At 68.4% G+C, this 25,475-nt stretch carries 23 protein-coding genes; 2 read left to right on the top strand and 21 right to left on the bottom strand.

The window, feature by feature from the left end; genetic code table 11:
- Positions 1 to 131: 131 nt before the first annotated feature.
- From SGFS_RS45540 to SGFS_RS45490, 11 genes are all read right to left on the bottom strand, one after another.
- Positions 132 to 968 (bottom strand): shikimate dehydrogenase, encoded by an 837-nt coding sequence (locus tag SGFS_RS45540; RefSeq protein WP_286258419.1) that lies wholly within the window; start codon positions 966 to 968, stop codon positions 132 to 134.
- Entirely contained in the window at positions 965 to 2,740 is a 1,776-nt protein-coding gene (gene mltG / locus SGFS_RS45535; protein ID WP_286258418.1) for an endolytic transglycosylase MltG, read from the bottom strand. The genes SGFS_RS45540 and mltG overlap by 4 nt, the downstream gene beginning before the upstream one ends.
- Before the next feature lie 124 nt (positions 2,741 to 2,864).
- The gene (ruvX, locus tag SGFS_RS45530; protein WP_286258417.1) at positions 2,865 to 3,329 is read right to left on the bottom strand and encodes a Holliday junction resolvase RuvX; all 465 of its coding nucleotides are present in this window, start codon (positions 3,327 to 3,329) and stop codon (positions 2,865 to 2,867) included.
- A 35-nt stretch (positions 3,330 to 3,364) separates the two neighbouring features.
- Positions 3,365 to 6,037: an alanine--tRNA ligase gene (gene alaS, locus SGFS_RS45525; protein ID WP_286258416.1), complete on the bottom strand. Its 2,673-nt coding sequence runs from the start codon at positions 6,035 to 6,037 to the stop codon at positions 3,365 to 3,367.
- On the bottom strand, positions 6,037 to 6,411 hold the full coding sequence (locus tag SGFS_RS45520; protein ID WP_286258415.1) for a hypothetical protein: 375 nt from the start codon (positions 6,409 to 6,411) through the stop codon (positions 6,037 to 6,039). Before SGFS_RS45520 ends, alaS begins: the two co-directional genes overlap by 1 nt.
- Before the next feature lie 7 nt (positions 6,412 to 6,418).
- Complete coding sequence (locus SGFS_RS45515; protein ID WP_286258413.1) at positions 6,419 to 6,862, bottom strand: DUF948 domain-containing protein; 444 nt, start codon at positions 6,860 to 6,862, stop codon at positions 6,419 to 6,421.
- Positions 6,863 to 7,047: 185 nt separating this feature from the next.
- Complete coding sequence (gene rpsD / locus SGFS_RS45510; protein ID WP_286258410.1) at positions 7,048 to 7,662, bottom strand: 30S ribosomal protein S4; 615 nt, start codon at positions 7,660 to 7,662, stop codon at positions 7,048 to 7,050.
- Positions 7,663 to 7,964: 302 nt separating this feature from the next.
- Positions 7,965 to 9,320: a replication-associated recombination protein A gene (locus tag SGFS_RS45505; protein ID WP_286258408.1), complete on the bottom strand. Its 1,356-nt coding sequence runs from the start codon at positions 9,318 to 9,320 to the stop codon at positions 7,965 to 7,967.
- Between the two features lie 48 nt (positions 9,321 to 9,368).
- The gene (locus SGFS_RS45500) at positions 9,369 to 10,022 is read right to left on the bottom strand and encodes a vitamin K epoxide reductase family protein (RefSeq protein WP_286258406.1); all 654 of its coding nucleotides are present in this window, start codon (positions 10,020 to 10,022) and stop codon (positions 9,369 to 9,371) included.
- A gap of 139 nt (positions 10,023 to 10,161) precedes the next feature.
- Positions 10,162 to 11,424 (bottom strand): histidine--tRNA ligase, encoded by a 1,263-nt coding sequence (gene hisS / locus SGFS_RS45495; protein ID WP_286258404.1) that lies wholly within the window; start codon positions 11,422 to 11,424, stop codon positions 10,162 to 10,164.
- 13 nt (positions 11,425 to 11,437) lie between these two features.
- Positions 11,438 to 12,163 (bottom strand): MBL fold metallo-hydrolase, encoded by a 726-nt coding sequence (locus tag SGFS_RS45490; RefSeq protein WP_286258402.1) that lies wholly within the window; start codon positions 12,161 to 12,163, stop codon positions 11,438 to 11,440.
- Between the two features lie 165 nt (positions 12,164 to 12,328).
- Here SGFS_RS45490 and SGFS_RS45485 point away from each other — a divergent pair, with 165 nt between their 5' ends.
- Complete coding sequence (locus SGFS_RS45485; RefSeq protein WP_286258400.1) at positions 12,329 to 13,165, top strand: peptidylprolyl isomerase; 837 nt, start codon at positions 12,329 to 12,331, stop codon at positions 13,163 to 13,165.
- A gap of 135 nt (positions 13,166 to 13,300) precedes the next feature.
- Positions 13,301 to 14,530: a DUF349 domain-containing protein gene (locus SGFS_RS45480; protein WP_286258398.1), complete on the top strand. Its 1,230-nt coding sequence runs from the start codon at positions 13,301 to 13,303 to the stop codon at positions 14,528 to 14,530.
- 119 nt (positions 14,531 to 14,649) lie between these two features.
- On the opposite strand, the gene SGFS_RS45475 is transcribed toward SGFS_RS45480, so the two are convergent.
- The 10 genes from SGFS_RS45475 to SGFS_RS45430 form a co-directional block, all read right to left on the bottom strand.
- Positions 14,650 to 17,178, bottom strand: a complete 2,529-nt coding sequence (locus tag SGFS_RS45475) for a RelA/SpoT family protein (RefSeq protein WP_286258397.1) — start codon at positions 17,176 to 17,178, stop codon at positions 14,650 to 14,652.
- Positions 17,179 to 17,381: 203 nt separating this feature from the next.
- Positions 17,382 to 17,831 (bottom strand): hypothetical protein, encoded by a 450-nt coding sequence (locus SGFS_RS45470; protein WP_286258396.1) that lies wholly within the window; start codon positions 17,829 to 17,831, stop codon positions 17,382 to 17,384.
- 260 nt (positions 17,832 to 18,091) lie between these two features.
- The gene (locus SGFS_RS45465; RefSeq protein ID WP_286258394.1) at positions 18,092 to 18,631 is read right to left on the bottom strand and encodes an adenine phosphoribosyltransferase; all 540 of its coding nucleotides are present in this window, start codon (positions 18,629 to 18,631) and stop codon (positions 18,092 to 18,094) included.
- Positions 18,628 to 19,731, bottom strand: a complete 1,104-nt coding sequence (secF, locus tag SGFS_RS45460; RefSeq protein WP_286258392.1) for a protein translocase subunit SecF — start codon at positions 19,729 to 19,731, stop codon at positions 18,628 to 18,630. The genes SGFS_RS45465 and secF overlap by 4 nt, the downstream gene beginning before the upstream one ends.
- A gap of 1 nt (position 19,732) precedes the next feature.
- Positions 19,733 to 21,520 (bottom strand): protein translocase subunit SecD, encoded by a 1,788-nt coding sequence (gene secD, locus SGFS_RS45455; protein ID WP_286258391.1) that lies wholly within the window; start codon positions 21,518 to 21,520, stop codon positions 19,733 to 19,735.
- 131 nt (positions 21,521 to 21,651) lie between these two features.
- The gene (gene yajC / locus SGFS_RS45450; RefSeq protein ID WP_286258389.1) at positions 21,652 to 22,152 is read right to left on the bottom strand and encodes a preprotein translocase subunit YajC; all 501 of its coding nucleotides are present in this window, start codon (positions 22,150 to 22,152) and stop codon (positions 21,652 to 21,654) included.
- A gap of 177 nt (positions 22,153 to 22,329) precedes the next feature.
- Positions 22,330 to 23,403 (bottom strand): Holliday junction branch migration DNA helicase RuvB, encoded by a 1,074-nt coding sequence (gene ruvB, locus SGFS_RS45445; protein WP_286258388.1) that lies wholly within the window; start codon positions 23,401 to 23,403, stop codon positions 22,330 to 22,332.
- A gap of 37 nt (positions 23,404 to 23,440) precedes the next feature.
- A complete protein-coding gene (ruvA, locus tag SGFS_RS45440) occupies positions 23,441 to 24,046 on the bottom strand; it encodes a Holliday junction branch migration protein RuvA (protein WP_286258387.1) in 606 nt (201 codons plus the stop codon).
- Complete coding sequence (gene ruvC / locus SGFS_RS45435; RefSeq protein ID WP_286258386.1) at positions 24,043 to 24,582, bottom strand: crossover junction endodeoxyribonuclease RuvC; 540 nt, start codon at positions 24,580 to 24,582, stop codon at positions 24,043 to 24,045. The genes ruvA and ruvC overlap by 4 nt, the downstream gene beginning before the upstream one ends.
- A 140-nt stretch (positions 24,583 to 24,722) precedes the next feature.
- Positions 24,723 to 25,475 (bottom strand): YebC/PmpR family DNA-binding transcriptional regulator, encoded by a 753-nt coding sequence (locus SGFS_RS45430; RefSeq protein WP_286258385.1) that lies wholly within the window; start codon positions 25,473 to 25,475, stop codon positions 24,723 to 24,725.

Below are 25,475 nucleotides of genomic sequence, written 5' to 3'. Positions count from 1 at the left end.
CCGTTCGACGACCCGCCTGCGTCGCCGGGCCGCCCCGTGATGATCGCCGCTGGTTACTCCCAGGTACAGGCGGCTTCACATAATCATCACAGTCCGGTGCACGCCACTTCGCTCCCCGGCGTACGCCCCGTTCAGCGGGCGGCCAGTGCCTGCTCCCCGGCCTTCCGCATGGCCGCCACCGGCGCCGGCTTCCGCCCCGTCATCAGCTCCACCTGCAACACCGCCTGGTGGACCAGCAGATCGAGCCCGCTGACCACGGCACCGCCGTACGCGGACCAGCGCGCCGCCAGCTCCGTCGGCCACGGGTCGTAGAGCACGTCGAACAGCGTCGCGGGCTTCTCAGGTACGGCACCCGACAGCGCGTCCGTCGCCCCGGCCGGGGTCGTGGCGACGACCAGCGGGGCCCGCAGCGCCTGCCCGGCGTCCGCCCAGTCCGCCGTACGCACCTCGATGTCCAGCCGCTCGCCCCACTGCCGCATCTCGGCGGCCCGCGCCTCACCGCGTACGTACGTCACGACCTCGCCGGTGCAGATCCGTGCGAGCGCGGCCAGCGCGGACGAGGCCGTCGCCCCCGCGCCGAGGATCGCGGCGGACTCCACCTGCTCGATGCCCCGCTCGCGCAGCGCGGCGACCATCCCGGGGATGTCGGTGTTGTCGCCGACGCGCCGTCCGTCCTCCGTGAACAGCAGCGTGTTGACGGTCTCCACCGAGGTCGCCGTCTCGCTGATCTCGTCCAGCAGCGGAATGACAGCCCTCTTGAGCGGCATCGTCAGCGACAGCCCCGCCCATTCCGGCCCGAGCTTCTCGACGAACCCGGGCAGCGCCTCCTCGTCGACCTCGAACCGGTCGTACGACCAGTCGACGAGTCCCAGCGCCTCGTACGCGGCCCGGTGCAGTACCGGGGAGAGCGAGTGGGCGATGGGGGAACCGAGCACTGCGGCCCGGCGGTTGCTGTCGGTGCGGCTCATTGTCCGTTCTGTTCCTTCAGGTACAGCTCGCGATTGCGGTTGTGCTCGGCGTTGGTCTCGGCGAACAGCGTCTTACCGCTCTTGAGCGAGACGAAGTAGTACCAGTCACCCTTGGCCGGCTTCAGAGCAGCCTTGATCGCCAGCTCACCCGGGTTGCCGATCGGCCCGGGCGGCAGACCCTTTTCCTTGTACGTGTTGTACGGGTCGTCGATCTGCCGCAACGAGTTGACCGATCCCGTGGCCAGCTCAGACTTACCGCGCAGGTAGTTCACGGTCGAGTCGAAGTCGAGCAGACCGTACGTCTCGGTGTTGTTCTCCTTGAGCCGGTTGTAGACGACCCGGGCGACCTTCTCGAAGTCCTTCTTGTTGTCTCCCTCGGCCTGGACGAGGCTCGCCACGGTCAGTATCTGCAGCGGATTGTCGAGGTTCAGATCCTCGGCCTTGTCCTCCAGGTCGAGTTCCTCGTACTTCGCCTTGGCGAGGGAGACCATTTCCTTCAGGACCTCCTTGGGCTTCATGCCCTTGGAGACCGGATACGTCGACGGATAGAGGAACCCTTCCAGCGGATCCTTGATGTCCTCGTTGTCGTTCGCCCAGTCAGGAAGGCCGAGCGTCGGCCATTCCTTCTTGGCCACGTCCTTGGTCGTGCCCTTCTTGAGACCGAGTTCCTTGTCGATCTTGGCGTAGACCTGAGCGTTTCGATCACCTTCGATGACGGTGAAGTTGTTCTGGCTCTTCGGGTCGAGCATCAGGGCGACGGCGCTCGCCGCAGACATCTCCTTCTTCATCAGGTAGACGCCCGCTTGAATTTTCGCCCCGTCGGGATTATTCGCCTGCGCGGTCACAAACGCGTCGACGCTTTTCACGACACCCGCCGCTTTCAGCTTCTGCCCGATCACCGAACCGAAAGTGTCCTTAGGGATGACGACGGTCACCGTCTCGCTCGTACCGTCCCCCACGTAATCGGGGTCCGCGCCGAAACGATCCCGATAGAACTGGTAGCCGAAATAGCCGACTCCGCCGATACCGCCACCGAGAACAAGAACAACCACCAGGCAAGCCAAGCCACTGCGCCGCTTCTTGCCGGTCTTCCCCGACTTCCCGGACTTGCCACCCCGGCTCTTGCGGCCACCGCGACCGGCGCGCTCCTCGGCTTCGTCCTCGTCGTCGTCATCGCCGCTACGCGCGAAGAACGCGTGCTCGCCCTGGTCCGGCCCCGGATCCCAGTCCTGCCGCTCCTCGGCCTGCTGCTGCTCCGGGACGGGTGCGGGCTCCGGCTCGGCACGACGGCGTGATGGCGGCTCCGGCGGCGGATACGCGTCGGGTGTGCTGTAGAGGTCGGGCTGCTCCGCGCCGCCGTAAGCCATGCCCTGGCCCCCGTAGGGGTCGACCGGGTCGGCTGCATATGCGGCCTGCGGGTGCATATGTGGCCCCGACTGCGCCCCGTTGTCCCAGCCGCCGTTGCCGTACTGCTGCTGATGATGCGGGTGTTGCTGCTGATACTGGCCCGGGTACTGCTGCTGACCGGGGTCGCCGTATTCCTGCTGGTACTGCTGCTGCGCGTAGGCGTCCTGGGTGCCGTTGCCCCAGCCGCCGTTGACCTGGTCGTACTGCTGCTGGTGCTGCTGCTCCGGGTAGTGCTGCTGTGGCTGGCCGCCGTAGGAGGACTGCTGGCCCAGGTGGGCCTGCTGTCCGTCCCATCCGCCGTCCCCGTACAACGGGTCGTCCGGATGCCACGGTTCGGAGCCTGGGCCCCGGCCATACTCAGTCATCGATCCCCTAGAGCCGCGAGGCGGCAATCACGCGGGGGTTGTGGCTCGGCTTCCGTCCCCGCCTCTTTTTGTGCGGTGGCTGTTCGAACACCACCGCATCGCGCGGAACGTTACCGTATCGCGATCAGATGACCACTTCGACGCCCTCGCCCGGAGCTTTACCTGACACCCTTTCGGATTCCAGGGCCTGTTGAAGAATGATCACGGCTGCTGCCTGGTCAATCACCGATCGGCCCTTCTTGGATTTCACGCCCGAGGCGCGCAATCCCTGGCCGGCCGTCACTGTGGTCATCCTCTCGTCGAGAAGTCTCACTGGAACGGGGGCGATCATGCGGGCCAGTTGCTGAGCAAAGCCTCGGACCTTCACCGCCGCCGGGCCCTCGCCCCCCTTGAGGGAGCGAGGGAGTCCGACGACGACCTCGATCGGTTCGTACTCCTCGACGAGTTGTCCCAATCGCCGCTGGGCTGCGGGGACGTCACGTCCGGGGACCGTCTCGACCGGGGTGGCGAGGATCCCGTCGGGGTCGCACGAGGCGACCCCGATCCGGGCGTCCCCGACGTCGATCGCGAGCCGACGGCCGCGGCGCATGACCGGGCCGTCTTCGCTGTTGTGATGTGTTGTGCTCACTTGGCCGTCTCGGCGACCAGGCGCTCGACCGCGTCCACGGCCTCGCCGATGGCGGCCGGGTTCTGGCCACCGCCCTGGGCGACGTCGGGCTTGCCGCCACCGCCGCCGCCGAGGGTCTTGGCGGCCACGCGGACCAGGTCGCCGGCCTTGAGACCGCGCTCGCGGGCGGCCTCGTTGGTGGCGATGACCGTCAGCGGCTTGCCATTGGCCGTGGTGAACAGGGCGACCACGGCGGCCCGCCCGCCCTGGATGCGGCCACGCACGTCGAGGACGAGCTTGCGCAGGTCGTCGGCGTTCGTGCCGTCCGGGACCTGGCCGGTCACCAGAGCGATACCGCGTACGTCCTTGGCGGACTCGGCGAGACCGCCGGCGGCCTGCAGCACCTTCTCCGCGCGGAACTTCTCGATCTCCTTCTCGGCGTCCTTCAGCTTGCCGAGCATGGCGGAGACCTTCTCCGGAAGCTCCTCCGGGCGGCCCTTGATCAGCTCCTGGAGCTGGGCGACGACCGTGTGCTCACGGGCGAGGAAGTTGTAGGCGTCGACGCCGACCAAGGCCTCGATACGGCGTACCCCGGAGCCGATGGACGACTCACCGAGCAGCTTGACCAGGCCGAGCTGCGAGGTGTTGTGCACGTGCGTGCCGCCGCACAGCTCCTTGGAGAAGTCGCCGATGGTGACGACGCGGACGCGCTCGCCGTACTTCTCGCCGAACTCGGCGATGGCGCCCTGCTTCTTGGCCTCGTCGAGGCTCAGGATCTCCGCGTGCACGTCCAGGTCGCGGGCGAGCACCTCGTTGATCTTCTGCTCGACATCGGTCATCACGGCCGTCGGAACGGCGGACGGGGAACCGAAGTCGAAGCGGAAACGGCCGGGCTGGTTCTCGGAACCGGCCTGGGCGGCCGTCGGGCCGAGGGCGTCACGCAGGGCCTGGTGGGTGAGGTGCGTGGCGGAGTGGGCGCGGGCGATGGCCGTGCGGCGACGGCCGTCGATCGAGGCCTGGGCCTTGGCGCCGACGGTCACCTCGCCGACCTGGACGACGCCCTTGTGGACGTACACGCCCGGGACCGGCTTCTGGCAGTCACGGATCTCGATGACGGCACCGGAGTCGACCTTGATCCGGCCGGTGTCACCGATCTGACCGCCGCCCTCAGCGTAGAAGGGGGTGCGGTCGAGGACGATCTCGACCTCGTCGCCCTCGGTGGCGGCGGGCGAGGACAGCCCGTCTACGAGGATGCCGACGACCGTCGACTCGCCCTCGGTGTCCGAGTAGCCGATGAACTCGGTCTCCCCGGCGGCGTCGGCGATCTCGCGGTAGGCGCCGAGGTCGGCGTGGCCGGTCTTCTTGGCGCGGGCGTCGGCCTTGGCGCGGTCCCGCTGCTCCTTCATCAGGCGGCGGAAGCCGTCCTCGTCCACGGAGAGGCCCTGCTCGGCGGCCATCTCCAGGGTGAGGTCGATCGGGAAACCCCAGGTGTCGTGGAGCAGAAACGCCTTGTCGCCGGCGAGGACCTGGCCACCGGAGGCCTTGGTCTCCGTCACAGCGGTGTCGAGGATGTTGGTGCCGGCCTTCAGAGTCTTGAGGAAGGCGTTCTCCTCGGCGAGGGCGACCTTCTCGATGCGCTCGCGGTCGGTGATCAGCTCGGGGTACTGCTGGCCCATCATGGCGATGACGACGTCGATGAGGTCCTGGACGACCGGGCCCGTGGCACCGAGCAGCCGCATGTTGCGGATGGCGCGGCGCATGATGCGGCGCAGGACATAGCCCCGGCCCTCGTTGCCGGGGGTGACGCCGTCACCGATGAGCATCACGGCGGTGCGGATGTGGTCGGTGACCACGCGCAGGGAGACGTCCGACTCGTGGGCGTCGCCGTATCGGACACCGGTGAGTTCGGTGGCCTTGTCGATGACGGCCATGGAGGTGTCGATCTCGTACATGTTCTGCACGCCCTGCAGAATCATGGCGAGGCGCTCCAGGCCGAGGCCGGTGTCGATGTTCTTGCTGGGCAGCTCGCCGAGGATCTCGAAGTCCTCCTTCGAGGTGCCCTCGCCGCGCTCGTACTGCATGAAGACCAGGTTCCAGATCTCCACGTACCGCTCGTCGTTGACGGCCGGGCCGCCCTCGACGCCGAACTCCGGACCGCGGTCGTAGTTGATCTCGGAACACGGGCCGCACGGGCCGGGGACGCCCATGGACCAGTAGTTGTCCTTCTTGCCGAGGCGCTGGATGCGCTCCTTGGGCACGCCGATCTGCTCGTGCCAGATGCGCTCGGCCTCGTCGTCGTCCTTGTAGACGGTGATCCAGAGCTTCTCCGGCTCCAGGCCGTAACCACCCTTGTCCTGGGGGCTGGTGAGCAGCTCCCAGGCGTGCTTGATGGCGCCTTCCTTGAAGTAGTCGCCGAAGGAGAAGTTGCCGCACATCTGGAAGAACGTGCCGTGCCGGGTGGTCTTGCCGACCTCTTCGATGTCCGGCGTACGGACGCACTTCTGCACGCTGGTGGCGCGGGCGAAGGAGGGCTTGACCTCACCGAGGAAGTACGGCTTGAAGGGGACCATGCCCGCGTTGACCAGGAGCAGAGTCGGGTCGTCCGCGATGAGCGACGCCGAAGGGACGACGGTGTGACCGCGCTCCTCGAAGAAGCTCAACCAGCGGCGGCGGATTTCAGCCGACTCCATCAGTGGTCCTCATTCCGGTTGTACGGGTACGGCGTGCTGTCGACGTACCTCGGATTCCTGCTGTACTTCGGGGTGTTGCTGTTCTCGATGGCGGCGATGCGCCGGGGGACGGGAAGCTCGGGGAGCTGATCGGGGTCGGCGTCGATCCCGAGCGCCTCGCCCAGTTCGGCTTCCCGCTGGGCCATGTTGTCGCGGACGTCGTGTGCGAACCCGACCGCCCGGTCCTTGAGCCTGTTCCCCGCCTCGATCGCCTTGTTGGTGGCCTGGGCGGCGAGGTGTTCGGGGGTGAGCTGCTTGAGCTTGCGGTTGACCTTGGTGGTCGCCCACACTCCGGCGGCCACCCCAGTGGTGAACCAGAACGTACGGCGGAACATCGCTCGCTCAGCCCTTCTTCCGCTTGTCGCGTCGCGCGCCCGCGACGGTGCGGCCCACAATGACGGTACGCCGGGGTTCCTTGGCGGGTGCGCCTTCCTTGCGGCCGCCGATGGCCCGGCGGACGCCGTAGCCGAAGGCCGCGACCTTGACCAGGGGGCCGCCGAACGTGGACGCGACGGTCGTGGAGAGCGCCGAGGCGTTCGACGTGACTTCCTGGACGTCGGAGGCGATGGCGTCGACCCGCTCGATCTGGGTCTGCGCGGAGCGGACGGCCGTGGAGGCGTCGGCGAGGAGGGGGACTGCCTGGTCGGTCACGTCCGCGACGAGCTTGGTGGTCGCCTTGAGCGTCTGGGCCAGCCTCGCCAGCGCGACGGCGAGGAAGGACACCAGGATCGCCCAGAAGACGGCCACCAGGATCCCGGCCACCTCTCCACCGGACACTGTGTGCACCCGCTCCCTGGAACATGCCTGAACATCGAAAAGTCGTGTCCCGAGCCTATCGCGCCGGGGGTACCGGTCCGTACCGCATTAATACGTACCGCGTGAACGGCGGAAGCCCGCCGTCCCGCTCGCCGCGAAGGGCTGAGGGACGACGGGCCGACGCTCGGTACGTACGTACTACGTCCGTCGAAGGATCAACGGGCGTAGTACTCGACGACCAGCTGCTCGTCGCAGATGACCGGAACTTCCTTGCGGTTCGGCTCGCGGTCCAGGCGGAACGCCAGGGCCTTGAGGTTCACCTGGAGGTAACGGGGGGTCTCGCCGTCGGCGGCGAAGCCACCCTCGCGGGCGACCTGGAAGAGCGACTTCTCACGGCTGCGCTCGCGGACCATGACGACGTCGTCCGGCTTGACGCGGAAGGACGGCTTGTCGACCTTGTGGCCGTTGACCTCGATGTGGCCGTGGACGACCATCTGGCGGGCCTGGTAGATCGTGCGGGCGATGCCCGAACGCAGGACCAGAGCGTCGAGACGGCGCTCGAGCTCGATGATCAGGGCCTCACCGGTCTTGCCCTGAACCTTGGAGGCACGCTCGTAGGCGCGGACGAGCTGGCGCTCGGACACGTCGTACTGGGCGCGGAGGCGCTGCTTCTCGAGCAGACGGACCTTGTAGTCCGAGTTCTGCTTGCGGCCGCGGCCGTGCTCGCCCGGCGGGTAGGGGCGGGCCTCGAAGTACTTGACGGCCTTCGGGGTCAGCGCGATGCCGAGGGCACGCGACTTCTTGACCTTGGGGCGGGACTGGTTCGCCACTTCTTTTCCTTTTCCTCTGTTCGGCTGCCTCAGGGTTACGGGAGGTCGCATCCGCAGCCGGGGAATCCCGCCAGGTCCACAAGGGACTTGTCGGGTAGCCGCTCCCCTGGTCTGGGCACATACATGCAGCACACGAACGGCCCACCGACCGGTCCCGGAACTCCGAGTGGTGGTGGGCTGCCCGCGACACCTACGACGGTGCGCGACGCTCCTGGATCCGAGGATCCGGCTGGATGTCCCGCCTGAGGCGCCGACCGGAGCCGGACACGGGACACAGCACTGAGCAGAAGTCTACAGGGGGTTCAGGACTGCTTTCGCCCGAGGCGCTTCCGGGTCCATTCGACCGCGTCGGCATAGCGGGCCTCGGCTCCGTGCCTGGTCGGCGTGTAGTACTCCCGGTCCTTGAGGGCGTCCGGGGCGTACTGCTGGGTGGCGATGCCCTCGGGCAGGTCGTGCGGGTACACATACCCCTGGGCGTGGCCGAGCTTGGCGGCGCCCTTGTAGTGCCCGTCCCTCAGGTGCGGCGGCACTGATCCGGCCAGCCCTTTTCGTACGTCCTCCATGGCGGCGCCGATGGCCGACGTCGCGGCGTTGGACTTGGGGGCGAGGGCCAGGGCGATGGTGGCGTGGCTGAGGGTGAGGGCGGCCTCGGGGAAGCCGATCATGGCGACGGCCTGGGCGGCGGCGACGGCTATCGGCAGTGCGTTGGGGTCGGCGAGGCCGATGTCCTCGCTGGCGGAGATCATCAGACGGCGGGCGATGAAGCGCGGGTCCTCGCCGGCCTCGATCATGCGGGCCAGGTAGTGCAGGGCCGCGTCGACGTCGGAACCGCGGATGGACTTGATGAGGGCGCTGGCCACGTCGTAGTGCTGGTCGCCGTCGCGGTCGTACTTCACTGCGGCGCGGTCGACGGTCTCCTCGAGGGTCTGGAGCCCGATCTCCTGCTCCCCCTTGTCGAGGGCGGCGCCGGCCGCGGCCTCCAGGGCGGTCAGGGCGCGGCGGGCGTCGCCGCCGGCGATCCGCAGGAGGTGGTCCTCGGTGTCCTCGGGGAGGGTGACGGCGCTCTTGAGGCCGCGCTCGTCGTGCAGCGCGCGCCGCAGGAGACCGCGCAGGTCGTCGTCGGTGAGGGGTTCGAGGGTGAGGAGGAGGGAGCGGGACAGGAGGGGGGAGATCACCGAGAAGTACGGGTTCTCCGTCGTCGCCGCGATCAGGGTCACCCAGCGGTTCTCGACGGCCGGGAGCAGGGAGTCCTGCTGGGCCTTGCTGAAGCGGTGGATCTCGTCGAGGAAGAGGACGGTCTCCTTGCCGTAGCCCCCGGTGGCGCGGCGGGCGCCTTCGATGACCGCGCGGACCTCCTTGACGCCGGCGGTGATCGCGGAGAGCTCGACGAACCGCTTGTTCGTCGCCTTCGACACGACGTACGCCAGGGTGGTCTTGCCGGTGCCGGGCGGCCCCCAGAGGATCACGGACGACGGACCGGCCGGGCCGCCGCCGGACTCGCCGACCAGTCTGCGCAGGGGCGACCCGGGCTTGAGCAGATGCTGCTGGCCCACGACCTCGTCGAGGGTGCGCGGGCGCATCCGCACCGCCAGGGGACTGCTGGACGGGTCCTTCTCCTGGCGTTCTTCGGCGGCGGCGGTGAACAGATCGGGCTCCACACTCCGGAGCCTACGTCAGGGGTCTGACAGTCCCGTTCACGGCCGGGGTCAGGCCCAGAGGTCGGCGCCCCAGCGGGTCAGGATCAGCATGGCGATGATGCCGACGTGCGTGACCGGCAGGACCCAGGTGAACTCGCCGAGGAACCGCTTCAGCCAGCCCGGGGCGGGCAGGAAGTCGTTGCGGATGTTGAACGAGGTCACGTACCAGAACATGGTGATCGTCGCGACCCAGGCCAGTGAGCACCACAGGCACAGCGCGTTGATCCGGTACAGGGACTGGAACTGCAGCCAGGTGCAGAAGGCCACGCCGAAGAGCGTGCCGGCGTTGAAGGTCAGCCAGTACCAGCGGGGGAAGCGGGCGCGGGCGAGCAGGCTCATGCCGACGCAGATGACGATGCCGTAGGCGACGAGGCCGAGCATCGGGTTGGGGAACCCGAAGACGGCGGCCTGCTTGCTCTCCATGATGCTGCCGCAGGAGATGACCGGGTTGAGGCTGCAGCCGGGGGTGAAGGTCTTGCCCTCGACCTTGGCCTCGAGGATCTTGAACTTGTCGATCGTGATGACCCAGGCGGCGAGCAGTCCGGCCGCGCCCGTGATCAACAGCATGATCGCGAAGGCGCGGCCGCCGCCCACCGTGCGTGGCGCTTCGGCCTGTTCCCGGTCGGTGGAGACGTCCCTGTCCTTGACTGTCGTCTTGCTCATCACGTCGTATCCGTAGCTTCCGTAGCTTCGAGGGGCCTTCAGGGCACGGTCATTCTGCCGTACACCCTCGCTCGTCCACGGTTCGACGGGCATAAGGAAATAGGACGCTTACGACTGAGTAGGAAGGATCAGGACGTCCTCAGCCGAGCCGGGACTCCAGTTCCGCCACGAGTTCGTTCACGCCGACGGCCGTCTGCTCGCCCGACTCCATGTCCTTCAGCTGGACGACGCCTTCGGCGAGGTCCCGCTCTCCGGCCACGATCGCGTAGCGGGCCCCGCTGCGGTTGGCGTTCTTCATCGCGCCCTTGAGGCCCTTGGCGCCGTACGAGAAGTCGGCCGCGATCCCGACCTTGCGCAGTTCGGTGACCTTGGCGAACAGGACCCGACGGGCCTCTTCCCCGAGCGGCACCGCGAACACGCTGGTGGACGCGGGGAGTTCGAGTTCGACGCCCTCCGCCTCCAGGGCGAGGACCGTGCGGTCGACGCCGAGGGCCCAGCCCACCGAAGGCAGCGCGGGGCCGCCGATCATCTCGGAGAGGCCGTCGTACCGGCCGCCGCCGCCCACCGCGGACTGGGAGCCCAGGCCGTCGTGGACGAACTCGAAGGTCGTACGGGTGTAGTAGTCGAGGCCGCGCACCAGCTTCGGGTCGTCCTCGAAGGCGACGCCCGCGGCCGTGATCAGCTCGCGCACCTCTTCGTGGTACGCCTTGCACGCGTCGCACAGGTAGTCCCGCAGGAGGGGCGCACCCGACAGCTGCTTCTGGACCGACTCGCGCTTGTCGTCGAGGACCCGAAGGGGGTTGATCTCGGCGCGGCGCAGCGTGTCCTCGTCGAGGTCCAGGCCCCGCAGGAAGTCCTGCAGCGCGGCCCGGTACACCGGACGGCACTCCTGGTCGCCCAGGCTGTTGAGGAGGATGCGGAAGTTCCGCAGGCCCAGCGAGCGGTACGCCTGGTCGGCCAGGATGATCAGCTCGGCGTCCAGCGCGGGGTCCTCGGCGCCGATCGCCTCGGCGCCGACCTGGGAGAAGTGGCGGTAACGGCCCTTCTGGGGGCGCTCGTAGCGGTAGTACGAGCCCGAGTACCAGAGCTTGACCGGGAGGTTGCCGACCTTGTGCAGGTTGGCTTCCAGGGCCGCGCGCAGCACGGAGGCGGTGCCCTCGGGGCGCAGGGCGAGCTTGGTGCCGCCCTTGGTCTCGAAGGCGTACATCTCCTTGGTCACGATGTCGGTGGACTCACCGACACCGCGCGCGAACAGTTCGACAGTCTCGAAGCCGGGCGTCTCGATGTAGCCGTAGCCGGAGTTGCGCAGCGGCGTCGCGATCGCCTCGCGGACGGCGAGGTACTTGGCGGAGTCGGGCGGCAGCAGGTCGTACGTGCCCTTGGGGGCCTGAAAGGTGCTCACGGAAGGTCTCTCGTCACAATCCTCGTCGGGGAGGGGTCGTCGGACCCGCTCCGCGTTCTTGGCGGCCTGTGGCCACCAACTGCCGCAGATACGGGTTGGTAGCGCGCTCCTGGCCGATGGTCGTCTGGGGGCCGTGGCCGGACAGCACCACGGTCGAGTCGTCGAGCGGCAGGCACACGCGGGCCAGCGAGTCGAGCATCTCGGCCATGTCGCCGCCGGGCAGGTCGGTGCGTCCGATGGAGCCGGCGAACAGCAGGTCGCCCGAGAAGAAGATCGGCGGGATGTCCGCCGTCTCGGGCAGGCCGAAGGTCACCGACCCCTTCGTATGGCCCGGCGCGTGCGCGACCGTCAGCTCGACTCCCGCCAGCTGCAACTTCGCGCCGTCGGTCAGCTCCTTGACGTCGTCCGGCTCCCCCACGGTCAGCTCGCCCATGAGCGGCATGCCGATGGAACGGCCGAGCGCCTTCTCGGGGTCGGCCATCATGTACCGGTCCTCGGGGTGGATCCAGGCCGGTACGTCGTGCGCGCCGCACACCGGGACGACCGAGGCCACGTGGTCGATGTGGCCGTGGGTGAGGACGACGGCGACGGGCTTGAGCCGATGCTTCTTCAGCGTCTCCTCGACTCCCTGGGTGGCCTGGTGGCCCGGGTCGATGATCACGCACTCCTCACCGGCGGCGGGGGCGACCAGATAACAGTTGGTCCCCCAGGCCCCGGCGGGGAACCCGGCAATGAGCACGATCGTCCTTCTTGTGTCGTACGAGGGTGGGTTGCTGCGGATCAGAGCCTACCGGCGCTGCCGTTTCCTCAGCGAACCCATATACGGTACGGGTCACACGCAAGCAGTCCGCTCACGAGACGTTGCGTACCCGTCGACGTACGAGACGCATGAGGAGAAACCCCCGTGGTCAGCCAGGAGCAGCGGCGGCGTCAGCTCGCCCGGGAGAAGTTCTTGCGGCAGCAGCAGCGGCGCACGTCCGCGCGACGCCAGGCACGAGTCCGCAACGCCGTGATCGCCTCGGTTCTCGGTGTGATCCTGGTGGGCAGCGTGGCGCTGTACACGACCGACGTCCTCAAGGGCGACGACAAGAAGGACAACGCGAGCGCGGAGGTCACGCCCAGCGCCTCGCCGAGCAAGGCGCCGGACCCGTGCAAGAAGGCGGCCAAGGGCAAGGTGAAGGAACTCACCTTCAAGAAGGAACCCGCCCTCACGATCGACAAGAGCGCCCAGTACACGATGGATCTGCAGACGACCTGCGGTGTCATCGACATAGCGCTGGACGCGGCGAAGGCCCCGCACACCGTGAACTCGTTCGACTTCCTGCTCAACAAGGGGTACTTGGACCACACCAAGTGCCACCGCCTCACCACGCAGGGCATCTACGTCCTCCAGTGCGGCGACCCGCAGGGCACCGGCATGGGTGGTCCGGGCTACACGATCCCGGACGAGAACCTGAAGGACTCGCGTCTGAAGGGCGACACGTACCCGGCGGGCACGGTGGCCATGGCCAACCAGTACAACGCCCAGACGAAGGAGGGCCGCGACTCCGGCGGCAGCCAGTTCTTCCTCGTCTTCCAGGACAGTCCGCTTCCGGCCAACTACACACCGTTCGGAACAGTTTCCGAATCGGGCATGAAGGTCCTGAAGAAGATCGCCGACGCGGGTGAGAACACGGGCATGGGCGACGGAGCGCCCAACGCGACCGTCGTGATCGACAAGGCGACTGTCAAGAAGTCCTGAACACGGGCAGTGAAATTTCGGTCGCGCGGGATGCGGACAGGCAACCCGCCGGTCGCCTATGTTGGCCGTGACGAAACTGTGGACGATGCCCAGGGGCGCTGAAGCCCCTCGGAGGCATCATGTGGAGGAGGCGCTGTGAGCAGCGACCCGTGGGGCCGCGTCGACGAGACGGGGACCGTGTACGTGCGTACGGCCGAGGGCGAGCAGGTCGTCGGCTCCTGGCAGGCCGGCACCCCTGAAGAGGCGCTGGCCTATTTCGAGCGCAAGTACGAGGGCCTGGTTGTCGAGATCGGCCTCCTCGAGAAGCGGGTACAGACCACCGATCTGTCGGCGAAGGACGCGCAGGTCGCGATCGACCACATCCGTGAGCAGGTCGACGCACACCACGCGGTCGGTGACCTGGACGCGCTCAAGAAGCGGCTGGACAAGCTCGTCGAGACGGTCGAGGCGCGCCGTGAGGAGCGCAAGCAGCAGCGCGCCAAGCAGTCCGACGAGGCCCGCCACTCCAAGGAGGCCCTGGTCACCGAGGCGGAGGAGCTGGCTCAGTCCGACCAGTGGCGGGCCGCCGGTGAGCGGCTGCGCGCCCTGGTGGACACCTGGAAGGGTCTGCCGCGGCTCGACCGCAAGTCCGACGACGAGTTGTGGCACCGCTTCTCGCACGCCCGCTCGGCGTTCTCCAAGCGTCGCAAGGCCCACTTCGCGCAGCTCGACGCGCAGCGCGAGGACGCCCGCAAGGTCAAGGAGAAGCTGGTCGCGGAGGCCGAGTCGCTGTCGAACTCGACGGACTGGGGTCCCACGGCCGCGCGCTACCGCGAGCTGATGGCCGACTGGAAGGCCGCGGGCCGCGCCCAGCGCGAGCACGAGGACGACCTGTGGAACCGTTTCCGCGGTGCCCAGGACGTGTTCTTCGCCGCCCGTAGCTCGGTGTTCGCCGAGCGCGACGCGGAGCAGTCGGAGAACCTCAAGCTCAAGGAGGAGCTGGCCGAGGAGGCGGAGAAGATCCTGCCGGTCTCGGACCTCAAGGCGGCCCGTGCGGCCTTCCGCTCGGTCAACGAGCGCTGGGAGGGCATCGGCCATGTGCCGCGTGACGCCCGGCCGAAGGTCGAGGGCCGGATGCACGCGGTCGAGCGGGCCATCCAGGAGGCCGAGGAGGCCGAGTGGCGCCGGACGAACCCGGAGGCCCGTGCCCGCGCGGCCGGTCTCACGGGCCAGCTCCAGGCGGCCGTGGACAAGCTCGAGGGCCAGATCGAGACGGCGCGCGCCCAGGGCAACAACGCCAGGGCCGACAAGCTCCAGAGGGAGCTCGAGGGCCGTCAGGCCCTGCTGGACCAGGCGCTGAAGGGTCTGCAGGAGTTCGGCGGCTGACGGCTTCCTGAGCATGTGAGAGGGGCTCCCGTACGAACCGTACGGGAGCCCCTCTCACATGTGCGGGCACCTGCGCCCGCAGGGCCTTACGACCCTGCGAGCCTTACGGCCAGTGGCCCTTACGGCCTGCGGGCCGAGGTCACGCGGTACACGTCGTAGACGCCCTCCACGCCCCGTACGGCCTTCAGGACGTGGCCCAGGTGCTTCGGGTCGCCCATCTCGAAGGTGAAGCGGGAGGTGGCGACGCGGTCGCGGGAGGTCTGGACGGCGGCCGACAGGATGTTGACGTGCTGGTCGGACAGGACGCGGGTGACGTCCGACAGCAGGCGGGAGCGGTCCAGGGCCTCGACCTGTATGGCGACCAGGAAGACCGAGGACTGCGTGGGTGCCCACTCGACCTCGAGGATGCGCTCGGGCTCGCGGGACAGCGACTCCACGTTGACGCAGTCGTTGCGGTGAACCGATACGCCACTGCCGCGGGTGACGAAGCCGATGATGGGGTCGCCGGGGACGGGTGTACAGCAGCGGGCGAGCTTGACCCAGACGTCGTCGACGCCCTTGACCACGACACCGGGGTCGTTGCTGCCGCGCCGCTTGCGGCTGCGGGTGGGCGGTACGACCTCGTCGATCTCCTCGGTGGCCGCCTCCTCGCCGCCCAGAGCCTGGACGAGCTTCTGCACCACGCTCTGCGCGGAGACATGCCCCTCGCCGATGGCCGCGTAGAGCGCGGAGATGTCGGGGTAGCGCATCTCGTGCGCGAGCGTGACGAGCGAGTCGCCGGTGAGGATGCGCTGGATCGGCAGGTTCTGCTTGCGCATCGCGCGGACGATGGCGTCCTTGCCGTGTTCGATCGCCTCGTCGCGCCGCTCCTTGGAGAACCAGGCGCGGATCTTGTTACGCGCGCGTGGCGACTTCACGAAGCCGAGCCAGTCGCGGGAGGGGCCCGCGCCGACCGCCTTGGAGGTGAAGACCTCCACCAGGTCGCCGTTGTCCAGGGTGGATTCGAGGGGGACCAGACGGCCGTTGACCCGGGCGCCTATGGTGCGGTGGCCGACCTCGGTGTGGACCGCGTACGCGAAGTCGACGGGGGTCGCGCTGGCCGGCAGCGCTATCACGTCGCCCTTCGGTGTGAAGACGAAGACCTCGTTGCGGGACAGGTCGAAGCGCAGCGACTCCAGGAACTCGCCGGGGTCCTCGGTCTCCTTCTGCCAGTCAAGGAGCTGCCGCAGCCAGGCCATGTCGTTGAGGTGGTCGTCCTTGCCGGTGGTCCTCGGCTGGTCCGAGCGCACCTTGGAGGCGCCGGCGACGGCCTCCTGCTTGTACTTCCAGTGCGCGGCGATGCCGTACTCGGCTCGGCGGTGCATGTCGAACGTACGGATCTGGAGTTCGACCGGCTTGCCGTTGGGTCCGATGACCGTCGTGTGCAGCGACTGGTACATGTTGAACTTGGGCATCGCGATGTAGTCCTTGAACCGGCCGGGGACCGGGTTCCATCGCGCGTGCACGGTGCCGAGGGCGGCGTAGCAGTCGCGGACCGTGTCGACGAGGACGCGGATGCCGACCAGGTCGTAGATCTCCGCGAAGTCACGACCGCGGACGATCATCTTCTGGTAGACGCTGTAGTAGTGCTTCGGACGTCCGGTGACGGTCGCCTTGATGCGGGCGGCCCGCAGGTCCTGCTGGACCTCGTCGGTCACTATGGCCAGGTACTCGTCACGCTTCGGAGCCCGCTCGGCCACCAGCCGGACGATCTCGTCGTACATCTTGGGGTAGAGGATCGCGAAGGCGAGGTCCTCCAGCTCCCACTTGATGGTGTTCATGCCCAGGCGGTGGGCGAGCGGCGCGTAGATCTCGAGGGTCTCGCGCGCCTTCTTCTCCTGCTTCTCGCGCTTGAGGTAGCGCATCGTGCGCATGTTGTGCAGGCGGTCGGCGAGCTTGATGACCAGGACGCGGGGGTCCTTGGCCATGGCGACGACCATCTTGCGCACGGTCTCGGCCTGGGCGGCCTCGCCGAACTTGACCTTGTCGAGCTTGGTGACACCGTCGACGAGGAGGGCGACCGAATCGCCGAAGTCGCGGCGGAGCTGGTCGAGGCCGTACTCGGTGTCCTCGACCGTGTCGTGCAGCAGGCCGGCCATCAGCGTCGCCGGGTCCATGCCCAGCTCGGCGAGGATGGTGGTGACGGCGAGGGGGTGCGTGATGTACGGGTCGCCGCTCTTGCGCTTCTGGCCGCGGTGCCAGCGCTCGGCGACCTGGTAGGCCTTCTCGATCTGGCGGAGCGTCGACGTCTCGATCTTCGCGTCATTGCTGCGCACGATCCGCAGCAGCGGCTCGAGAACCGGGTTGTACGGGTTGGACCGCTGGACTCCGAGCCGGGCGAGGCGGGCGCGGACGCGGTTGGAGGAGCCGGAGCGGGCCGGGGGCGCGGGGGTGGGGGTGGGGGCCGGTGCCGGGCTCTCGGGCGGGGTCGGCTTGGGGCGCGACGGCTCGGTGGCACGGTCGGCGGGCGCGGACTGGGCGTGCTCGACCGAGCCCTTCGCGGAGGTCGCGGCGCTCGTGGGGTTCGTCGCGTTCTGCGCGGGCTCCACCGCGGGGCCCGAGGCGGAATCGGGCTTGGCGGCGGTCAGGTGCTGGGCCTCGTCTGCCAAGAGGGCTCCTCGTGCGACATCCGGGTCCCCCGGTCAGGCTCCGGAGACCCCATGGTAGCGATCCCGCGCCCGGGGATCGCCTTCAGGCCAGTGTGAGGGCCGTCTACCTGTGAAACGCGAGAGGCGGGCGCCGGATTCCTCCGGGCCCGCCTCGGGGTGCGCGATGGGGGTGCGTGCGGTGGTCGGCTACCGCACGGGAAGCCTTAGCGCCACTTGAGCAGCGAGGCACCCTTGATCTGGATCTCGCGGTCGGCCGCGACGTTGCCCCACGGAACGTTCTTGATGAAGCCGGTCTTGCCGCATCCGGCGTTGTACCACTTGGTCTTGAAGCCCTTCGGGCCGCCCTTGACGAAGCCCTTCACCTTGATGCAGGGCGCTCCGCGCTCGGCGGCCCAGCGGTAGGTGACCTTCAGGCCCGGCTTGCCGAAGATGGCACAGCCGTACTTCGACTTGCTCCACTTGCCGGGGATGCCGACGGCGTTCTTCCAGCTGTTGCAGGCGCCCTTGGCCGTCACGCCCTCCGACTTCACAGACACCGTCGTCGTGCCCTTGGCGTCATGGGACGCGGCGCTCACCGGGGTGGCGGCGGTGTACAGGGCTGCGACCGAGGCGACGGCCACGGCTCCGGTGACGAGCTTGTGCTTGGTGGTCATGCTCTTGATTCCTCCCGTTTTTCCCCTTGCGGGGTGCTTCGGGATAGATCTTGGCAGTGGTGATCAAGCAAAGCGAGCTCGTTGAGCTAGATCTGAGCTGGATAGAGCACGAGTGGCATAGTTAGAACACGCAAGACATATTGCGATGGCCAACTTTCTTCGGAGGGGCCTCCGTTCGGGCGCCGAGACGGCCCGTACGACGGGAACGGGCGCCCCGGGAAGAATCCCGGAGCGCCCGTCACAGGGTCGTGCGAGTCGTCTCAGACGGTGATCAGCGCCTCCAACGGCGCCCCGCCGAGCACGGCCTCCAACCGCTGCCGCCCCGGCAGGAACGACAGCTCCATCAGCACCGCGACACCCGCCACCTCGGCGCCCGCACGGCGGATCAGCTGCAGCGACGCCTCGGCCGTACCGCCGGTCGCGAGGACGTCGTCGATGACCATGACACGGTCGCCCGCGGCCAGGTCCTCGGCGTGCACCTCGATCTCGGCGGAGCCGTACTCCAGGTCGTACGCCTGGCTGAGCGTGGCACCGGGGAGCTTGCCCGCCTTGCGGACGGGGATGAAGCCGACGCCGGCCCGGACGGCGGCCGGCGCCCCCAGTATGAAGCCGCGGGCCTCCAGGCCGACGATCTTCGTGGCGCCGTTCCGCACGGCCAGCTCCGCGAGCGCGTCCGTCAGCGCGGTGAACGCCGCCGGGTCGGCCAGCAGCGGGGTGATGTCCTTGAACATCACGCCCGGCTGCGGATAGTCCGCGACATCACGGATACGGCTGAGCAGCAGCTCCTTGACGTCGGTCATCGGCGCCTTCCGCTCCGGCCACGGCTGCGGGGCCCGGCCTGGGCACGCGGGCCCACGACGGCCGGGGTGGCTTCCTCGGAGTCGTCGTCGTACGAGCCGTCGGCGGCGTGGTCCTGGTCTTGGTCGGCCTGGGCCCGCTTGGCGAGTACGCGCTTCTTGAGGGCCTTCAGCTGCGGCTCGCGCTCCTTGAGGTCGGCGACGAGCGGCGTGGCGATGAAGATCGAGGAGTACGCACCGGCCGCGAGACCGACGAACAGCGACAGCGAGATGTCGTTCAGCATGCCGGCGCCGAGGACACCGCCACCGATGAACAGCAGACCGGCGACCGGCAGCAGCGCGACCACCGTGGTGTTGATGGAACGCACCAGCGTGCTGTTGATCGAGCGGTTGGCGACATCGCTGTACGTCCAGCGGGTCTGCTTGGTGATGTCCTTCGTCTGCTCCTTGAGGCTGTCGAAGACGACGACCGTGTCGTAGAGCGAGTAACCGAGGATCGTCAGCAGACCGATCACCGTGCCCGGCGTCACCTCGAAGCCGACGAGGGCGTAGATGCCGATCGTGATCGTGATGTCGTGGATCAGGGCGATGAACGCGGCGACCGCCATGCGCCACTCGAACGCGATCGCCAGATAGATCACGACGAGGACCAGGAAGATGACCAGGCCCTGCCATGCCTTGTTGGCGACCTGGTCACCCCAGTTGGGGCCGACCAGCTCACCGGCGACGTCCGACTGCTTCATGTCCATGTCTTCGGCCAGCTTCGCCGAGACCTTGTCGGCCGCGGGAGTGTCGATGCCCGCGATCTGGATGCGCAGGCTGGCCTCGTCGCCGCTGCCGAGCTTCTGGACGATCGCGTCGTGGCCGGAGGCCTCTTCCGCGTACTCCTCGGCCTGGGCGACCGAGATGCTCGTCTTCGGGGTGGTGAAGACGGCACCGCCCTGGAATTCGATGCCCATGGTCAGGCCGCGCACCGCCAGGCCGAGGATGGCCGTGATGGTGATCAGGATGGAGACGCCGTACCAGATCTTGCGGTTGCCGACGAAGTCGTAACCGACCTCGCCGCGGTGGAGTCGGGCTCCGAGGTCGCCGAGCTTCGACATCTCAGGCCTCCTTCGGGTCGGCGGGGACGGCGGGACGGCGCGTGCGGCGCAGCGGCGGCCGGGCGCCCAGTCGCTTCGGGTCGAGACCGGACCACTTGTGGCCGTTCCCGAAGAACTTCGTACGGGCGAGCAGCGTCAGCAGCGGCTTGGTGAAGAAGAACACCACCACGACGTCGAGCACGGTGGTCAGACCGAGCGTGAACGCGAAGCCCTGGACCTTGCCGACGGTGACGATGAAGAGCACCGCGGCGGAGAGGAACGACACGAAGTCGGAGACCAGGATCGTGCGCCGGGCACGCGGCCAGGCCCGCTCGACGGCGGGGCGCAGCGTGCGGCCCTCGCGGATCTCGTCACGCACGCGTTCGAAGTACACGATGAACGAGTCCGCCGTGATACCGATCGCGACGATCGCACCACACACGGCCGGCAGGTTCAGCGCGAAGTTGATGGCCGGACCGAGCAGGGTCATGATCACGTAGGTCATGATCGCGGAGACCAGCAGCGACGCGATGGCGATCAGCGACAGGCCGCGGTAGTAGACGACCAGGTAGATCACGACGAGGGCCAGACCGATCGCACCGGCGATCAGACCGGCGTGCAGCTGCTCACCGCCGAGTGCGGGGCTGACGGTGGTGACGCTCGCCGTCTTGAAGGTGAGCGGGAGGGCGCCGTACGACAGCATGTTGGAGAGGCTCTGAGCCTCTTCCTGAGTGAAGCTGCCGGAGATCTCGGCCTTGCCGCCGGTGATCGCGCTGGTCACCTGGGGGTGCGAGACGACCTCGTCGTCGAGGACGATCGCGAACTGGTTCATCGGGGGCGTCTGGGCCGCCAGCGTCTTGGTGACCTCGGTGAACTTGTCGCCGCCGGCATCGGTGAAGTCCATGACGACCTTCCACCCGGCCGCGGTCTGAGTGTCGAGGATCGCCTGGGCCTTCTTGACCTCCGTGCCGTCGACGCCGACCGGGCCGAGCACGAACTTGCTCCAGCCGCCGTTCTCCTGACCACAGGCGATGATCGTGTCCGTGGTCTTGCCCTTGCCGAGCTTGGCGCGCTGCTTGGGGTCGGCACAGTTGAGGGCGTTGTAATCGTCCAGGAGAGCCTGGGTCTCCTTGTCGACCGTGGGCGTCGCGGACGGCGATGCGCTGTCGGTCGTCTTGGGGGACTCCGAGGCCTTGGTGGACTCCGAGGCGCTGGAGGACGGCGTGGAGTCGGCCTTCAGCGCGTCGGTCACCGCGCGGCCCTGCGAGGTGGCGGTCGCCGTCGGGGAGGAGGACTCGGGGGAGGTCACCTTGTCGGCGCCCTTGTCCGCGTCCTTGTCGCCGCTCGACTTGCTGGGCGAGGCGCTGCCGCTTGAGGTCTCGCTCGGCGTGGTGCTCGGCGTCGTCGTGCCGCTGTCGGTCTGCAGCAGCGGACGGAAGTACAGCTTGGCGGTGGTGCCGACCTGTTCCCGGGCCTCCTCGGAGTTCGTGCCCTTGGGAATGTTGACGATGATGTTGCGATCGCCCTGGGTCTGGACCTCGGCCTCGGAGACGCCCAGACCGTTGACACGGCGGTTCATGATCTCGACCGCGGTGTCCATGTTGGTCTTGTTGATCGCCGATTCCTGGCCGCTCCGCGCCTCGAGCGTGATGCTCGTACCACCGGCGAGGTCGATGCCGAGACGCGGAGTGGTTTCTCCGGAGGCAAACATTCCCCCGGTGAGCGCCACGATGGCGATCAGGATGAGGGCCAGCGTGCGCCCGGGCCTGCTCTGGGCGTTCGCGCTCCGGCCCTTCTTAGGTGCTGCCACCTTCTCGTACTCCCTCTCGGGCCGCCGCGCGCGGGGTCAGCGCGGTGACGGCCATGACATGGTCAGGAATCCGTGCGAGAAACGCACGTGCCCGGGACGCGGACAGGTTTCGCCGCGCTCCCGGGACATGACTACTTCGCGTCGGACTCGCCGTCGGTCTTCTTCGGCTCCGCTTCGCCCTCGTCGGCCTTCGCCTCGGCGGGCTCGTCGGTCGCGTCGTCCGCCGCGTCCTTCTTGCCGAGGTCGATGGGCTTGTCGTCGGAAGCGGAAGAAGCGTCGTCGGAGGGCTCGTCGGTCTCGGTGAGGGAGGAGGCGTCGTCCGGGACGACGTCGGACTTCAGGTCGTGCTCGATGCCGTGGACGATGCGGTTGTACTCGTCGTCGGTCAGGACGGCACCGATGGCGTTCTTGGCGAAGAGCAGATCGACGCCCGGCCCGGCGTCGAGGAGGACCGTGTCCTCGTTGACCTCCTTCACCGTGGCGTACATGCCCCCGATGGTGCGGACGCCGGAACCGGGCTGCAACTGGTTCCGCATGTCTACGGCCTGCTGTTGCTTCTTCTTGGCCGATCGGGTCATCAGGACCATGGCCCCGATGAGCACGACGAACGGGAGGAGGGTCATGAGACTCACGGGTCGGAACTTCCTTCACATGACCGCGATGACGAGCGGCCTGATGGATGATGGGGGAATGTGTGTTGCCGACAGGAGCGGCATCGGCGGAGTCTAAGCGAGTCCACCGTGATGGAACAACGCACAGCATCGCACCGTGGTTCCTGGTCAGGCGAGTACCGCACTGTCACGAGAGGGTCACGCCCCGAACAGGTCCTGTTGTCCGTTTCCGCCGGTCGTGCCGCGTGGCGGGGTGAGGCCGAGGTGCGCCCAGGCGGCGGGGGTCCCCACCCGGCCGCGAGGAGTACGCGCCAGTAGGCCCTCACGGACGAGGAAGGGCTCGGCGACCTCCTCGACGGTCTCACGCTCCTCCCCCACCGCGACGGCGAGCGTCGACAGACCGACAGGACCGCCGCCGAACAGCTTGAGCAGGGCCTCCAGGACCGCGCGGTCGAGGCGGTCGAGGCCGCGGGCGTCGACCTCGTAGACCTTCAGCGCGGCCCCCGCGATCTCGCGCGTGATGACTCCGTCGGCCTTGACCTGCGCATAGTCCCGCACCCGGCGCAGCAGGCGGTTGGCGATTCGGGGGGTTCCCCGGGAGCGGCCGGCGATCTCGGCGGCGCCGTCCGTGTCGATCTCGACGTCGAGGAGGTTCGCGGAGCGGTGGATCACGCGCTGCAGTTCGGCGGGTTCGTAGAACTCCATGTGCGCGGTGAAGCCGAAGCGGTCGCGTAGCGGGGGCGGCAGCAGCCCCGCGCGTGTGGTGGCGCCGACCAGGGTGAACGGAGGCAGTTCGAGCGGGATGGCGGTGGCGCCCGGGCCCTTGCCGACGATGACGTCGACCCGGAAGTCCTCCATGGCCATGTAGAGCATCTCCTCGGCGGGCCGGGACATGCGGTGGATCTCGTCGAGGAAGAGGACCTCGCCCTCCTGGAGGGAGGAGAGGATCGCGGCGAGATCGCCGGCATGCTGGATGGCGGGGCCGCTGGTGATGCGGATCGGGGCGCCCATCTCGGCGGCGATGATCATCGAGAGGGTGGTCTTGCCGAGGCCCGGGGCGCCGGAGAGGAGCACGTGGTCGGCGGTGGCGCCACGCGCGCGTGCGGCCCGCAGGACGAGGTCGAGCTGCTCGCGGACCTTCTCCTGGCCGATGAACTCGTCCAGGTCCTTGGGGCGCAGGGCCGCCTCGACTGCCTGGTCCTCACGGTCGGCGGACGTGCCGACGAGCCGCTCGGGGGCGGCGGAGGTGTCGGTCGTGTCGTCCCAGTTCATGTGACGTGCCTCGGGGTGTAGTGGTCGGGCCGGTGGTTCAGCGGGCGCGGTTCAGGGTCTGCAGGGCCGCCCTGAGCAGGTGGCCCACCTGGGGCGTGCCCTCGGCCGCCTCGGCCTGCGGTGTCACGGCGGTCACGGCCTCGTCGGCTTCGCGGGTGGCGTACCCGAGGCCGATCAGGGCGGCGTGCAGCTGGTCGCGCCAGCCGGTGGTGATCGGCGTACCGATCGCGGGGGTGCCGACCGGCTCGCCCAGACGGTCCTTCAGCTCGAGCAGCAGCTTCTGTGCGCCCTTCTTGCCGATGCCGGGGACGGCGATCAGCGCTTTCTCGTCACCGGTGGCGACCGCTCGGCGCAGGGCGTCCGGGCTGTGCACCGCCAACATCGCCTGGGCCAGGCGCGGGCCGACGCCGCTCGCGGTCTGGAGCAGCTCGAAGACCTGGCGCTCGTCGTCGTCCACGAAGCCGTAGAGCGTCAGGGAGTCCTCGCGGACGACGAGGGAGGTGGCGAGCTTGGCCGGCTGGCCGAGCCGCAGCGTGGACAGCGTGTTCGGTGCGCACTGCACGGCCATACCGACCCCGCCCACCTCGACCACCGCTGTGTTGGGAGCGAGTGCGGCGACCGTGCCGCTGACGAAGGCGATCATGCCGTACGGCCTTTCGTTGCGTTGGCTGTGTGCAGGGCGACGGCCTGCTGGAGGCGGTTCTGCGCGGGGGCGCGCCAGATGTGGCAGATGGCGAGGGCGAGGGCGTCGGCGGCGTCGGCCGGCTTCGGGGGCGCGTCGAGCCGCAGCAGACGGGTGACCATGGCACCGACCTGGGCCTTGTCGGCGCGGCCGCTGCCCGTGACTGCGGCCTTGACCTCGCTCGGGGTGTGCAGGGCGACGGGGATGCCGCGGCGGGCGGCGCAGAGCATGGCGACGGCGCTGGCCTGGGCGGTGCCCATGACCGTCCGCACGTTGTGCTGGCTGAACACCCGCTCCACGGCGACGCATTCTGGGCGGTACTCGTCGAGCCACTGCTCGATGCCCCGCTCGATCGCGACGAGGCGGTGGCCCAACTCGGCGTCCGCGGGCGTACGGACGACTCCGACGCCGAGCATCGTGAGCGGTCGTCCGGCGACGCCCTCCACGACACCGACACCGCAACGGGTCAGCCCCGGGTCCACCCCCAGTACGCGCACGCGCCCCTCCCATCGATCACCTGTTTGTGCAGGCTATCGGGTGCCACTGACAACGGCCGACAACGCGACGGGCCGACGGGGGTGTCCCGTCGGCCCGTTGAAGCCCATCGGCCAAGGAGCCCGCTCGGCTCCCGGCGGTGCTACGCGTCGACCTTCTCCATGACCTCGTCGCTCACGTCGAAGTTGGCGAAGACGTTCTGCACGTCGTCGCTGTCCTCGAGAGCGTCGATCAGCTTGAAGATCTTCTTGGCGCCCTCCTCGTCCAGCTCGACCTGCATGGTCGGGACGAAGTTGGCCTCGGCGGAGTCGTAGTCGATGCCGGCCTCCTGGAGGGAGGTACGGACCGCGACCATGTCGGTGGCCTCGCTGAGCACCTCGAAGGACTCGCCCAGGTCGTTGACCTCCTCGGCGCCCGCGTCCAGCACGACCTCGAGGACGTCGTCCTCGGACAGCTCACCCTTGGGGACGATGACGACGCCCTTGCGGTTGAAGAGGTACGACACGGAACCCGGGTCGGCCATCGAACCGCCGTTGCGGGTCATGGCGACGCGGACGTCGGAGGCGGCGCGGTTGCGGTTGTCGGTGAGGCACTCGATGAGCACCGCGACACCGTTGGGACCGTAGCCCTCGTACATGATCGTCTCGTAGTCGGCGCCACCGGCCTCGAGACCGCCACCGCGCTTGACCGCGGAGTCGATGTTCTTGTTCGGGACCGACTGCTTCTTAGCCTTCTGGATGGCGTCGTACAGAGTCGGGTTGCCCTCGATGTCGACGCCGCCCATCCGGGCCGCGACCTCGATGTTCTTGATCAGCTTCGCGAAGAGCTTGCCGCGCTTGGCGTCGATCACGGCCTTCTTGTGCTTCGTCGTAGCCCATTTAGAGTGGCCGGACAT

The sequence above is a fragment of the Streptomyces graminofaciens genome, from assembly GCF_030294945.1.
Lineage (GTDB): Bacteria > Actinomycetota > Actinomycetes > Streptomycetales > Streptomycetaceae > Streptomyces > Streptomyces graminofaciens.
This window is presented reverse-complemented; position numbering and strand designations above follow the sequence as displayed.